Source organism: Sulfurirhabdus autotrophica, assembly GCF_004346685.1.
Lineage (GTDB): Bacteria > Pseudomonadota > Gammaproteobacteria > Burkholderiales > SMCO01 > Sulfurirhabdus > Sulfurirhabdus autotrophica.
The window spans coordinates 117,072-130,089 of the sequence record NZ_SMCO01000003.1 but is presented as its reverse complement, the minus strand read 5'-3'; the positions used below and the strand labels follow the sequence as shown (position 1 = coordinate 130,089).

11 protein-coding genes are annotated in these 13,018 nt (G+C 48.9%); 1 reads left to right on the top strand and 10 read right to left on the bottom strand.

Annotated elements, in window-relative coordinates; all coding sequences use genetic code 11:
* Positions 1–169: 169 nt before the first annotated feature.
* From EDC63_RS05930 to EDC63_RS05885, 10 genes are all read right to left on the bottom strand, one after another.
* Positions 170–3,304, bottom strand: a complete 3,135-nt coding sequence (locus tag EDC63_RS05930) for an efflux RND transporter permease subunit (protein ID WP_124945916.1) — start codon at positions 3,302–3,304, stop codon at positions 170–172.
* On the bottom strand, positions 3,301–4,791 hold the full coding sequence (locus EDC63_RS05925) for an efflux RND transporter periplasmic adaptor subunit (protein ID WP_124945917.1): 1,491 nt from the start codon (positions 4,789–4,791) through the stop codon (positions 3,301–3,303). The genes EDC63_RS05930 and EDC63_RS05925 overlap by 4 nt, the downstream gene beginning before the upstream one ends.
* Positions 4,788–6,041 (bottom strand): TolC family protein, encoded by a 1,254-nt coding sequence (locus EDC63_RS05920; protein WP_124945918.1) that lies wholly within the window; start codon positions 6,039–6,041, stop codon positions 4,788–4,790. The genes EDC63_RS05925 and EDC63_RS05920 overlap by 4 nt, the downstream gene beginning before the upstream one ends.
* 75 nt (positions 6,042–6,116) lie before the next feature.
* A complete protein-coding gene (locus EDC63_RS05915) occupies positions 6,117–6,512 on the bottom strand; it encodes a hypothetical protein (RefSeq protein WP_124945919.1) in 396 nt (131 codons plus the stop codon).
* A gap of 119 nt (positions 6,513–6,631) precedes the next feature.
* The gene (locus EDC63_RS05910; RefSeq protein ID WP_124945920.1) at positions 6,632–7,153 is read right to left on the bottom strand and encodes a hypothetical protein; all 522 of its coding nucleotides are present in this window, start codon (positions 7,151–7,153) and stop codon (positions 6,632–6,634) included.
* Positions 7,154–7,156: 3 nt separating this feature from the next.
* The gene (locus EDC63_RS05905) at positions 7,157–8,083 is read right to left on the bottom strand and encodes an FAD:protein FMN transferase (RefSeq protein ID WP_124945921.1); all 927 of its coding nucleotides are present in this window, start codon (positions 8,081–8,083) and stop codon (positions 7,157–7,159) included.
* The gene (locus tag EDC63_RS05900) at positions 8,080–8,622 is read right to left on the bottom strand and encodes an FMN-binding protein (RefSeq protein WP_124945922.1); all 543 of its coding nucleotides are present in this window, start codon (positions 8,620–8,622) and stop codon (positions 8,080–8,082) included. The genes EDC63_RS05905 and EDC63_RS05900 overlap by 4 nt, the downstream gene beginning before the upstream one ends.
* Before the next feature lie 9 nt (positions 8,623–8,631).
* Positions 8,632–9,525 carry a DUF6662 family protein gene (locus tag EDC63_RS05895; RefSeq protein ID WP_124945923.1) on the bottom strand — a complete coding sequence of 298 codons (894 nt, stop codon included), beginning with the start codon at positions 9,523–9,525 and terminating at the stop codon, positions 8,632–8,634.
* A 138-nt stretch (positions 9,526–9,663) separates the two neighbouring features.
* Positions 9,664–9,864: a hemin uptake protein HemP gene (gene hemP / locus EDC63_RS05890; protein ID WP_124945924.1), complete on the bottom strand. Its 201-nt coding sequence runs from the start codon at positions 9,862–9,864 to the stop codon at positions 9,664–9,666.
* A gap of 271 nt (positions 9,865–10,135) precedes the next feature.
* On the bottom strand, positions 10,136–12,214 hold the full coding sequence (locus tag EDC63_RS05885; protein WP_124945925.1) for a bifunctional metallophosphatase/5'-nucleotidase: 2,079 nt from the start codon (positions 12,212–12,214) through the stop codon (positions 10,136–10,138).
* Positions 12,215–12,713: 499 nt separating this feature from the next.
* Between EDC63_RS05885 and EDC63_RS05880 the strand changes: the two genes are divergently transcribed.
* Positions 12,714–12,899, top strand: a complete 186-nt coding sequence (locus EDC63_RS05880; protein WP_124945926.1) for a hypothetical protein — start codon at positions 12,714–12,716, stop codon at positions 12,897–12,899.
* The last annotated feature ends 119 nt before the right edge of the window (positions 12,900–13,018 follow it).

Here is a 13,018-nt window from a genome sequence, read left to right as displayed (position 1 = left end):
TGATATATGTCTTGCGCCTGTTCAAACCGGTATCGGGCAGTATTGATATGTTTAATATAATAACATATTGTTCTGCCCGGACTTTCTCCAGGGTGTTGTGCCTATTCTGAATTAGAAAAGATTACCTGTCAGGTGCAATTGGTTTTTGCTCCAGGATGGATGCAGAAACTCACAGTTTTTTGCTGCGTGGTGAGCGAAGTAACAGGTACGCGGCTGGAAGGACAAACATTGAAAGCAGAGGTGCTGTAATCATCCCGCCTACCATAGGCGCAGCAATGCGGCTCATGACTTCCGATCCAGTGCCGCTTCCCCACATAATAGGTAACAGGCCTGCCAGAATGACGGCAACAGTCATGGCTTTGGGGCGCACTCTCAGTACTGCGCCTTCACGGATGGCATCTTCCACCAATTCTCTGGTAAGTGTTGCCCCTGTCGCAAGCCGCGCTTCCAGGGCTTGCCGCAGATACAGCAGCATGATGACGCCAAATTCAGCCGCGACACCAGCTAGCGCTATAAAGCCGACGCCGGTGGCGACAGAGAGATTGTAGTTTAGCAGATATAAAATCCAGACACCGCCAGTGAGCGCAAATGGCAGGGTAGCCATGATGAGTGCAGCGTCATCTATGCGCTGGAATGCCAGGTAGAGCAGCACGAAAATAATGAGAATGGTTGCCGGCACAACCAGCTTCAGTCGCGCATTGGCTCTTTCCATAAATTCGAACTGTCCGGAGTAGGCCACGCTTATTCCTGGTGCCAGATTGACTTCGGTTGCCACTACTTTGCGCAGATCTGACACAACTGAGGCCAGATCGCGTCCTCTTACGTCAATGTATACCCAGCTTGAAAGTCGCGCGTTTTCACTTTTCAGCATCGGTGGTCCGTCGTTTATACGCAAGTCAGCGACAGTGCCGAGCGTGATGAGTTGGCCGCTTGGCGTGACGATGGGCAATTGCCGCAGTTTTTCCAGCGAATCACGTAGTTCACGTGGGTAACGTACGTTTATCGGATAGCGTGCTGTACCCTCAATTGTTTCCCCTACGTTCATCCCGCCGATAAGCGATGCCACTACGGACTGCACATCGCTGATATTCAGCCCGTATCGGGAGGCTGCATCCCGATTGATGGAAATATCTATATATCGACCACCGGAAAGTCGTTCTGCCAGGGCAGAAGAAACCCCTGGCACATTCTTTGCGACGCGCTCAACTTCTACTGCAATGCGCTCAATCGTACCAATATCCGTACCGGATATCTTTACCCCGATGGGACTTTTGATGCCTGTTGCAAGCATGTCAATGCGGTTTCGGATTGGTGGTACCCAGATGTTGGCGAGCCCCGGTATTTTAACAACGCGGTCCAGTTCCTCCACCAGTTTTTCCTGGGTCATGCCAGGTCGCCATTGATCGTGGGGTTTAAACTGGATCGTAGTTTCGAACATTTCAATGGGTGCCGGATCAGTGGCGCTTTCAGCACGACCGGCTTTGCCAAACACGCTGGCAACTTCTGGCACACTTTTGATCATTCGGTCACTTTGTTGCAGCAGTTCGGCAGCTTTGGCCACTGATAGCCCTGGCAAGGCAGAAGGCATATAGAGAAGATCGCCTTCATCAAGAGGCGGCATAAATTCCCCCCCGAGCCGCATCATCGGCCATAGAGAGGTAGTAAAGGCCAGTACTGCGACTACTAACGTAGTTTTTGGCTTGCGTAACACGGCATCCAGTAGGGGCCGGTAAACCGTAATCAGCACGCGGTTAAGTGGATTAGCCTGCTCGCTTGGTATTTTCCCCCGAATCCAGTACCCCATCAGGATAGGGATTAACGTGACGGCCAAGCCTGCTGCACCTGCCATAGCATAGCTTTTGGTGAAGGCAAGCGGACCGAAGAGTCGACCCTCCTGTGCTTCCAAAGTGAATACTGGCAGGAAGGAAAGCATGATAATCAGCAGGCTGAAAAAAAGTGCAGGTCCGACTTCCATCGCTGCATGAGTGATCACTTGCCAATGTGCGGTGTTATCTAACGGCTGCCCTGGATGTTCGTGATGCCAGGATTCCAGTTTTTTATGGGCGTTTTCAATCATCACCACAGCCGCATCCACCATCGCACCAATGGCAATGGCAATCCCCCCTAACGACATAATGTTAGCGTTAACGCCTTGGTAACGCATTACGATAAAGGCAATGAGAATTCCCAGTGGCAGTGAAATAATCGCCACAAGTGCTGAGCGAATATGCCATAAAAATAGCGCGCAAACGAGTGCAACAACAATAAACTCTTCAATCAGTTTGTGGCTGAGATTTTGAATGGCATTATCGATTAATTGGCTTCGGTCATAAGTGGTTTTGATTTCCACTCCGGCCGGCAGGCTTTTCTTCATATCAGCCAATTTTGCCTTAACTGCTGAAATGGTTTCGCGGGCATTTTTTCCGGAACGCATAATGATCACGCCACCTGCAACTTCCCCTTGGCCATTGAGCTCGGCAATACCGCGTCGCATTTCCGGGCCAACTTGTATTCTTGCGATGTCACCCAGGTGTACAGGTACACCTGACCCACTCACTGCAACAGGAATGCTACGAAAATCATCCAGAGTTTTCAGGTAGCCGCTTGCACGTACCATATACTCGGCTTCACCTAGTTCTACTACAGAACCACCTGCCTCCTGGTTGCTGTTCTTGATGGCCTCCAGCACTTTGCTATGAGATATGCGGTAGGCTGCAAGCTTTACTGGATCGAGCACAATCTGGTACTGTTTGACCATACCCCCGATGGATGCAACTTCAGCTACATTGGGTATGCTCTTAAGCTCATACTTCAGGAACCAGTCCTGTAAAGACCGAAGATCTGAGAGATCAAGCTTGCCACTGTGATCAACCAGGGCATATTCATAAATCCAGCCTACTCCCGTTGCATCGGGTCCGAGCGCGGTCTTTGCCCCGGCTGGCAGACTTCCCTGCACCTGATTAAGGTATTCCAGTACGCGGGAACGTGCCCAATAGAGATCAGTGCCATCTTCAAACAGTACATATACAAATGAATCACCAAAGAAAGAGTAGCCGCGTACAGTTTTTGCCCCTGGTACCGAGAGCATTGTGGTGGCAAGGGGATAGGTGACCTGGTTTTCCACAATCTGCGGTGCCTGGCCCGGGAACGTGGTGCGGATGATGACTTGTACGTCAGAAAGATCCGGTAATGCATCTACAGGGGTGGATCGCACGGCCCAAAGACCCCAGAATACAAGAAATACCGTGGCAAGCAGTACCAGAAACCGGTTATATACCGACCATTGAATCAGGCGCGCAATCATTGGCTGCCTCCCGATTTTTCGATATGGTCTATATTCATTCCTGTATCACTTTCATGAAAGGAAAAGTTAACAATGTCGCCTGCCTTGATCCCTTTAGCGAGTTTCTTGTCGGTAATATTAAAGGACATAGTCATCGCACCCCATCCGATCGATGGCACGGGGCCATGGGAGATGGTGATGTCATCGGCAGACAATTCTTCTACTTTGCCATGTGCTTCGTGAACCGGTGATGCACTTGTTTTTTTCTGGCTTTCCATGCGTGCCAGAACGCCCTTGAGGCTGGCTTCAGAATCAATCATGAACTGGCCTGAAGCTATCACTTTTTCTCCCTCGTTCAAACCTGATAAAATTTCCGTTTTCCCATTTCCTTCACGCCCGACTTCGACTTCCGCCGGATGGTAGCGATTATTCTCATCAGCCACGATCACCAGATTACGTTTGCCGGTAGCGATAATCGCAGCCGAAGGCACCAGTAGCCTATTGTGGCTGGTAGCGTTGTTGATACTCACCCGTGCGTACATGCCAGGGCGAAGTTTTTCGTTTGGATTGGGAAACTCCATCCGGACGCGGATAGTACGTGTTTCACGGTTTAGTTCGGGTAAGAGTGCGGTAACACGGCCCTCAATCGCTTGCTCCGGCCATGCAGTAAATTTTGCCGAAACGGACTTGCCGACAGCGATTTCGGAGCTTTGTGATTCTGGTACTTCGGCTTCGAGCCAGACGCTGGAAAGCCCATTTATTTTTGTGAGCATCTGGCCTGGTGTAACGATCATGCCTTCTCGTACATTCACCTCTAGCAATACACCACTTAATGGAGAGGAAATAGTGACTATTTCCAGCGGTTTACCCAGTTTTTCCATGCGCGAAATCTGGGCTTTGCTCATGCCCAACTGCTGTAAACGGCCAAGGGCGGCGCCGACAATACTGGTATCACCGGATTTTTTAAGCGCAATATACTCAGCTTGTGCACCATACCATTCCGGTACACGCACATCCACCAGAGGGGCGCCAGCTGCAATGATGTCGTTCGGTGCCAGGGCGTAAACCCGCTCCACGATGCCGCCAGTACGCGACTGCACAATGGCAACCAAACGTTCGTTGAATCCAAGACTGGCTACGGCTTCCACATCTTGCTCAAGTTTGCCGGTTTCCACCATGGCAAATTTCACGCCGGTATTCTGGGTGAGCATCGGGTCAATGCGAACGCCACTCGCTCCTGAACCGCCTTCATCAGCATATTGGGCTACCAGTTCCATGTCCATAAAGGGAGATTTACCAGGATTATCAAAGTGCTGGTTGGGTACCATGGGGTCGTACCAATACAGCGCTTTACGATCAGCTTTTTCTGAAGGCGAGTTTTGTGTGGATTTTTCTACTATACCAGCGTCTGAATACGGGCGAGACGCTAACCAGTAGCCCCCTGCAGCACCTAACCCGGCCAGGATAATTGCCGATGCAATATAGGGAAATAGGATTTTTTTGTTCATTGTTGTTTCTCCGTGGTGAGATAGCGCAGTTTGGTGTCTATCTCTGCTTGCCTGGCTTCCAGATCAATGCGTTTCATGCGAGTATCAATGAGAGAAGTGCGTGCATCCAGAACTGAAATTAATGGTTCTTGACCGGCACGGTATCCAATAGTGGTTAGCTCAACTTTTTGACCTCGTAATGGCAGCCATTCACGATCCATGCGTTCAATTTGACGGGATAGTGTGGTGCTTTCTGCAATCAGGGCCTCTAACTCTTCTGTGTGCTGGCGCAGCATGGTTTCCCGCTCAGCGGTGATGCGCTCCAGTTCCTTTTGCGTAGCGGCAATTTTTGGGTCCTGTCTGGTTTTGGAAAAAATCGGAAGATCCATCGAAAACTGCAACGAAATCATATCGCCATAAGTTTGGCCGCGCCGCTGATAAGCTAACTCGACACCCCAGTCGGGTTTTTTAGACGCTTGTGCCATCGCTACTTCAGCTCGCGCGCCATTTTCCATCGTATTGAAAATGGCGAGGTCGGGATGGTGTTGTAATCCGTGGCGAATATTTTCTTCCGGCATGGCAAAGGTTGGCGGTGCCCCAGTCAGTGGCTCCCGGGATGCAGTGCCTACCCAACGCGAAAGTGCAGCACGTGCTTTTGCCAGATCACGTTCCAGGTCGTCGCGCCGATCAGCCAGAGTGGCAGCTTCCTGGCGAGGGAGCAGGGTGTCTGTCGACTTCCCCTGTCCGGCTGAAAATCGAGCTTTGACGGCCACTGACAGCAGGAGGTTTTCCTTGTCCAGTTCATCAAGCAGCTTCTGTTTTTGCTGCAAAAAATACACTTTGAGCCAGGCACTGGCAGTGTCTCGCTTTACTGCCAGGCGTTCGATCTGTAGCTCGGTATCTGCACGGGTTATGTTTGCATCAGCCAATTGCCGCGCTCCTTCACGTCTGTCACTGTTAGGGACCTCTTGCATCAAGCCGATCATTTGCATGGTCATGGGTTCTTGAGTCAGACCCCAGGCATTGGTGCCTGAAATAGGCAAATTGTTGATGCCGATTTTTAATTTTGGGTCAGGTAATTCACCTGCTGCAGCGCGCAGGGACTTTGCAGCTGCTACATTGTTTTCCTTGGCTTGGAGTTGCGAAGCGCGTGAGTCGGCGATGTGTAACGCTTCGTCATAACTCAGTGCATAGCTGGTTGTGGTAAAGGCGGCAAGAAACAGCGCAAGCGCGATTTTTCTGCCTGGTGCAACAAAGGCTGCTGTAAACATGATGATTTTTCTCCAAACAAACACGAAACTGCCCCACACGTAATGTGTGGGGCAACATGCGAATGCGGGAGCAGTTTAAATGCGGAAAACTTTAAATTGAATGCGCAGTGGCGGCGATCCACTCGCTAATAGAAGAAAATTGTTCCTGCCGTCATAGCCAGGTTGTACGTTGACCAGTTTGAATTTTGGTAAGTCTAGAATTGCAACGAATAACGAAGGCGACAGGTCAAGCGAATGCGTTTGATTTAATTGTGCAGTCTGATCGCAATGTGCTTTGCACAAGGGGGAAGATTGGCTGTCTTTATGACTCATCTGCGGACAGTCCATAGGCATGGCTGATTCCAACTCTGCCGAAAGTGGTTCGGAAGGCAAGACTTGCGGGCAAGCGTAGGCAGCGACCATGAACTGGCTAACTACCAGCATCAGAATGGTCAGGAATGAAATCAGCCTGCTTGCTTTTATTGGGAACATGAAATACATCTTAAGAGAGTTTGAACATATTGTCGAGTACAAACTGGCTAAATTTTTTTAGCATAATTTTTGTAGAGCTACAAATTCTCAATCTCCGTTTTTATGTTGGTTTGTAATGTTCACGCTGCCTTCTTTTGTTTGATTCCCTGCGGTCTGTTTTCGGTTGCATTTCGTTTTATTTTTAGCGTGGTATTGCCGGGCCGCGCTTTCCCGTGACGTATATGAAAAACCAGCATCAAAGGTACACTTAGCCCAACAACCCAGTGCAACAAAGGTAGCCAGTCTGTATTTTCTGTGTCTGCAAAATAATAGAGCGCGTACCCTGTCATGGCCAGCCATAAAAAAAGGCCTTTCATGAATAATCCGGTATGGCGGTTTTTTTTGAGTTGCCATGCGCGGTGGGCGTGGGTAGGTAGCACTGATCCAAGTGTCAGCAAAGCCGCAAACACTACCAGACCATGCAGGCGCAACCACCATATTTCCAAAGGATGAGGTGCTTCGCCAAATTCGCCCTGAACGCGCATAAAGTAGTGTGAGACCAACCACAATGAGCCACTAAACCACAGCAGGCTAAACACGCTATATAACCAGCGTTTATGATATTTGGAGAAACGAATGGAGGTGGGGGTGATTTTGTTCATGAATTATTTTGATGAGTCGAAAATACGATAATTGCCATTGTCCGGATCGGTATACATAATTAGCGCACGGGCATTAAATCGATCAAGCGTTGTAGCAGAACGGGAAGGATCTATATGTACAATTTTGGTTAATGCATCTGCAATCATGCATTCTTCAGCCAGCACGGTCACGCTTTGTCCAACCCTACAGGCTTTACGTGTCAGCGGGTTCACCAGCGGGGTCACCCACTCTCCCTTGTGTTCCCTCGAAGCGAAATATCCTGCAGAAGTAGCGACTGAACCGCAGGTCAGATTCAACAGCGGGACAGTCTGTGCAGGTGCATCAGGCATGCGCACATGAATGGTCTGACTTTTCTCGCCGAATAGTCGCATATCCCCTCCGGCATTGATGCGGGCAGACATTATACCGAAATCTTTCAATGCCTGAATGGCGAGGTCCACAGCATAACCTTTAGCAATACCGGAAAGATCGATACGCAATTTGCGTGCAAAATGAACCTGATTGTCTGGCAGGAGCGTGATATGCCGCCAGTTGCCTTTCTCGTTACTTTTTGGCATGCCCTGTTGTTTTGGTAAAAACCCTAACCGGGTGAGCGTTGGCGCGATAGTAATGTCAAATAGCCCGTCACTCGATTCGGAAATGGCGTTTGCGGTTTTTAACACATGCCAGGTATGTGCTGATACTTTCACCGGCTTTTCATGTGCCCAGCGATTCAAACAGGAAACTTCAGAGTCGGGGTGCTGATAGCTCATTAACCGATGCACTTTTTCCACCACTTCAAAGGCTCGTGCAATAGCTACCTGAACTGATTCAGGGGAGTACCCCGCAGCGGAAATTTCTACAATGGTGCCCAGAAGTGGTCGCGCACGAACCTGTTCCATGCTTATTTCGGCATTGGTAGTGCGAAATTGTTCGAGCGCTGCGTTCATTTAAGCGCCACCTGGTAAGTAGCGAGAATACGCTTTACACCGTTGGTGATGTTTTTGCATGAAAGCGTGGCACCACTGATATTTTTGATATCGTCATCCAGGCGTAAGGCATCACCATTTTTCTTGCCGGTAAATTGCGCTCGCCACTTCGCATTTTTAATCTCGCCTCCGTGAGTTTCACGATAATCCAGAATATCGATGCCTTTCACCGTTCCATCGGCAGATAACGCAACCGCATAAGTAATGAACTCGTGCTTACCGATTACTTCATCCAGCACAAACCACCCGATTGTTTTGTTGTTTGTCTCTACACGCCATACTTGTTGCGCCTGATTGCGCACTCTCACCCCGCTAGATTTTTCAATCTGCTGTTTCATCTCTGGCGTAAAAGTGATATCCGCGGGCACAAAATGGCTGGCTTCAGGGAACAATGTTTTTTGAGCCTGCTCTACACTGAGATACTGTACCGCGAATGCCGGCGCAGATATGGCAGCGGGGATTATTATGGCTGGAATCATGAGCCAATTAGATGATTTCATCTTGTTTCCTTAAAAATTGAAACCGATTTTTAATCGTAATTCTTGTTTTGTTTTTTCTATCAGGTGCAAGTTGCTGTCAGTCTGTCCGACATACTCTTCAAATCCACCGCCTTTGATTTGCGGCATCCAGCTCAGGGTTGCCCACCAATCTTTACTGCCGTAATGAATGGTTGGTCCAGCAAAAACAGACCATCTTTCCTGACCTACTTCTGTCTCAAATTCAGTTTCATAGATGATTTCTCCGCCTACAAACCAGTTAGGAGCAATGCGGTAAGACAATCCTGTTCCGCCCATAAAGCCAATTTCCATTTCGGGCTTGGTGGACCATTCGTAGTCTTCAGGTAATCCTGCTATAACGCCTCGCTTGGCCAGTGTTGCTTCCAGCCCAAGATTTCCCACCCATATGAGTTCGCCATCCAGAAAATATTTCTGGGCTAACAACAGGGTTTCAAAAGTGAGTTTTTTCTTTTTTTGTCCGGAATGCGGATCCAGCCATGAATAAGAAGTTGAAAAATAGCCGGCTAAACCAAAATCATCTTTGGCCGGGCTGAGAAAGTTGTATTTTAATGAACCTTCTACACCAGAAGGACGCATGCCATAATTTTCATCTTTAGGGATGTATCCATTAATCAGCAAACCTTCTGTTTTGATGGATTGTCCCAGTACATACACTGCACCTGTCAGGCTGTTGGTTATACCGTATTCAATTTCTGTTTTTGAGTCCAGCGCCTGATAGGTTCCTTGACCTTTGTCGGATCGTCGCGTCAGATGCTGAACCAGTTCCACTGCACCATCCGGCAAAGTTTCAGCACCTTTGAGTACGCCAAATAAACTTTCATCTGCCTGTGCAGGCGAGGCAATCACCAGCAGACTGGCGATAAGGGTTAAGTGTTTGTTATTCATTACATACTCCGAACAAGTCAGTTTTTAAATTGTGCTGGCTGGCTTGCCCGGAAGGGATGGCTGGCTAAAATGGGTTGCCTGCAAAGGCTGGTAAGGTTATATAAGCATCATGCTAAGGTACCAAGTGGCACCAAATTTCTATTTGGTTAAGATCAGTTTTCCGGCGCGAGTCTGGCGCAGACTGTAGTGTTCACCTTGATGCTGGATAATCAGCACATCACGGCGTCCAAGCAATGCAGCGCTGGTGACCAGGCGGGCAGCTTCTGTTTCATTAATCACCGCTACAGATTGATGAACGGCATGGTGGTGGGGCAGGCTGGGTTTAATTGTCTGATTCATATTAACTGATCTTTTATTAAATGCGAATGATTATCATTTGATCATATAAGGTGTGTTCAGTCAACAAATTTTAATTGTTTTGTGTTGTTTTTGTTTGAATAGAATTTTGTGTTGAGATGCGGCAGCGAAGATGCTGGCTAAGCGCATGGTGACGACATAGTGGATAGCTTCCAATTAGCTGATAAAGTTGGTCATGGATGAAAGGAAGGTATCGGGACTCGAAAAAAAACAGCCCGGAAAACCGGGCTGTTCAAGGAGGAGTAGATTATTGTTATATCACTGGACAAGTTGCGGACGATGCACCTTTGAGCGGCTGGATCATTCTGAAGTTGTAGCCAGGTGGGTTGATGGTAGGTAAGCGCTTTACCGTCAGACGATGGATCGGCAGGTTATTGGCGGTAACCAAACCGTTGATCTTCGGTCCTTGCAGATACTTGACGACGGCCTCGCTGATGTCCATCACGTCCAGACTGTTGGGCAATGGAGTGCCAGCAACCACACCTGGGCCTGACACTTGAACGATGCTGCCATCCGTCTTCACAACCTGGATATTACGGCCACGGCAAGGGTTGCAGTTGTTGATTGTGGTCGGATCATCCGCATACCAATAGCCGGTAACTTCGTAGCCAGCGTGAGCTGGGCTGCCATCAGAAGGCAAGCACTGCTGGAATGTTGCGCTGGTGGTACGATTGTCGTAAAGCTCATGGTCATCCATTGCAACGCCGTTAACTTTGATGTTGCTGCCGCGGTTGGTGCTCCAGGGCCGGGTAGGATCGGCAAAGGTCAGCACTGTAGGGTTTATTGGGGTAGCGCCCATAAATCCATCGCATGCATCTACGTCATAGCTCACACCACTGTAACCAAACATCCAGCCACCTGTCCAGTTAGCTGGATCCGGGTGGAAGGTACCGCCAATTGACTGCTCAATTGCAAACTTCAGGTCAGCACCACAGGCTTTATTGGTTCGACCCAGTTTTGCAGCGATAGGGATGTAATGGTAGATGTCATTCATGGTGATGGCACCGCCAACCGCCACATGGGTTCCATATCGGAAGCCACGCATCGATGCAGATTGAGCCTGACCAATGTTAGCCATAGCATCGGCGATCAGGTCATGTGAACTACCCTCAACCACACCGGGCATGTCTTCATCCACGAAGTTGGAACGGTGCAGACCCACCTGGGTATACGCGATCACTTCGTCGATCGGGCGCATCAGCTGCGTGGTGTTGCCACCAACCGTTACCGTTTGCCCAGGCACAAAAGTTCCCCTTACGAAAGGCTTACGTACGGAAACGATCTTGGCTGCAACAGCAAGGTTCGGAATAATGTCACTGGTAATAACGTTTTGCTTGAATTCCCAGCTGGTGATTGCGCCGTTGGTAACATTCAGTTTCATTTTGCCGACAATAGTACCGTCCTGTCCTTGTTCTACGATGAGGGTCTTGCGGCCATCAGGGTTCACTGCGACGATTGGAGCGATGGTGCGTTCATGCATGTCGGAGTTGAGCATCACATCCGGAGCTGGAGAGAGCGTCTCGGCTATCTGGATATCGCGGGCCATTTCCAGCTCGGAGATCATCACAACCACATCGACTTTTTCTACGTTGCGCAGTCTGTTGACATAGCAAGGTACTTCAGTCTTGCCATCAGCAAACATGTAGTTCTTGGTCACGCTGGTGCCAACGGCAGCAATGGCGCGTGCTGTGGTCATGCCCAGAATACCCACTTTAACGTTACCGACCTGTTTGATGCTATAGGCTGGCAATACGCGCATGAGGGGACGAACAATGCCGGTAGCTGGATCGGTAGCTGTCGCACCGCATACGGCGGTGTCATCAAATTGGTTGGTGTAATACAAGTTGGCAGCCAGGGCATTCCAGTTAGCCAGCGGCGGAGTTGTCGCGGTACCTTTGAAGGTTTCTTCAAAACGGGCTGGGCCATAAAGGAAGTCCCAGTTACCCGGTGCATGGGCCACATAACCGAACATGTTCAGCACGTCAATCATGGCTTGCCCACGACTAAACAGCGCCTCACCGGAACCTTGAACGGTGTCACCGGTATTGATTAGCAAAGAGTGGTCGTAGGATTTGCAGGTCTTGCTCTTGCAATCAGCATAGGTGGCTTCGCTGCGGAGGGCTTTGATCTGGGTATACATGCGCGCCATACCGCCTTCAAGGTATCTGCCGGTGGCATCGCTACGCAGGTTGGGGCGCGGCAGCAAATGGCCATGAATATCACCGGTTTGAATGAGTGTGACAGAGCCGCTACCAGCTTGAACTGGTGATACAGCCCCGGCTATAGCAACACCGAGCAGCGCTGTCGCCGCCTTTAAGTGAATGTTACGCATGTTATTCCTTCCTTAATAAGAATTGTATATTTGGTGTGATGCTAATGCCGTTAAAATAAATCAATAACGGTATCTTTTGAATTAAAAAGCAAAATGCGTGCCATATTCACATCGAATTAAAATATGCAATTAAAATAATTCGTTACGGATTAAGAAAGGTTTAATTTAGAGTCAGTTGGTATATTTTATTTGAAAAGTAACGAAAAATCGGGCGGGCATTGATGTGTATAAAGGGCATGTGTGCCCGATTGTTAGGTTTTAGCGAGAATAATGTCAATGCCTCAAATCGCTATTAAAGGAAAGTTTAAGTTGCATGCAAATTTTAGGATAATACAAAAAGCCTGTCAGATTGATAGGAATGCAAGATTTGTATAACAGGATATTTTGATCTAAAAATAATAGTAAGCAACATGGTTAACATTTTTGACGGCAATTATGTTGGTACGGGATTATTCGCACGACAGTTTCGGCGGCTTGGTGGATGGTCCCCGCATGAAGGATGAAAAGCTACGGAGATGCTGACCGCTATAACCATCGCGAAGGTAACGAGGAATACAGTCAGGCTGGCAACATTTACCGGCTAATGAATGATAAACAGAAGGCGAAGCGCTCCATAATCTGGGTGGGTGCGCTATTTAGCGTGCCGTGCGATATACAGGTGCGCCAGACCGCTTACTTTTGCTAGGGTGATAAGGAGTAATGCAGCCGTGTTGTGAAGGGGGTGGACACTAATGTTGGTGAAATCAGCGGTTAGACTGCAGCCTGCTTTCGCATCAGTTTAATGGAGTAAAGGTAAAAGTTTTT

Coding starts and splice junctions, on each gene's coding strand:
- EDC63_RS05930 (WP_124945916.1), bottom strand. CDS start 3,304: ATGATTGCGCGCCTGATTCAATGGTCGGTATATAACCGGTTTCTGGTA.
- EDC63_RS05925 (WP_124945917.1), bottom strand. CDS start 4,791: ATGAACAAAAAAATCCTATTTCCCTATATTGCATCGGCAATTATCCTG.
- EDC63_RS05920 (WP_124945918.1), bottom strand. CDS start 6,041: ATGTTTACAGCAGCCTTTGTTGCACCAGGCAGAAAAATCGCGCTTGCG.
- EDC63_RS05915 (WP_124945919.1), bottom strand. CDS start 6,512: ATGTTCCCAATAAAAGCAAGCAGGCTGATTTCATTCCTGACCATTCTG.
- EDC63_RS05910 (WP_124945920.1), bottom strand. CDS start 7,153: ATGAACAAAATCACCCCCACCTCCATTCGTTTCTCCAAATATCATAAA.
- EDC63_RS05905 (WP_124945921.1), bottom strand. CDS start 8,083: ATGAACGCAGCGCTCGAACAATTTCGCACTACCAATGCCGAAATAAGC.
- EDC63_RS05900 (WP_124945922.1), bottom strand. CDS start 8,622: ATGAAATCATCTAATTGGCTCATGATTCCAGCCATAATAATCCCCGCT.
- EDC63_RS05895 (WP_124945923.1), bottom strand. CDS start 9,525: ATGAATAACAAACACTTAACCCTTATCGCCAGTCTGCTGGTGATTGCC.
- hemP (WP_124945924.1), bottom strand. CDS start 9,864: ATGAATCAGACAATTAAACCCAGCCTGCCCCACCACCATGCCGTTCAT.
- EDC63_RS05885 (WP_124945925.1), bottom strand. CDS start 12,214: ATGCGTAACATTCACTTAAAGGCGGCGACAGCGCTGCTCGGTGTTGCT.
- EDC63_RS05880 (WP_124945926.1), top strand. CDS start 12,714: ATGAAAAGCTACGGAGATGCTGACCGCTATAACCATCGCGAAGGTAAC.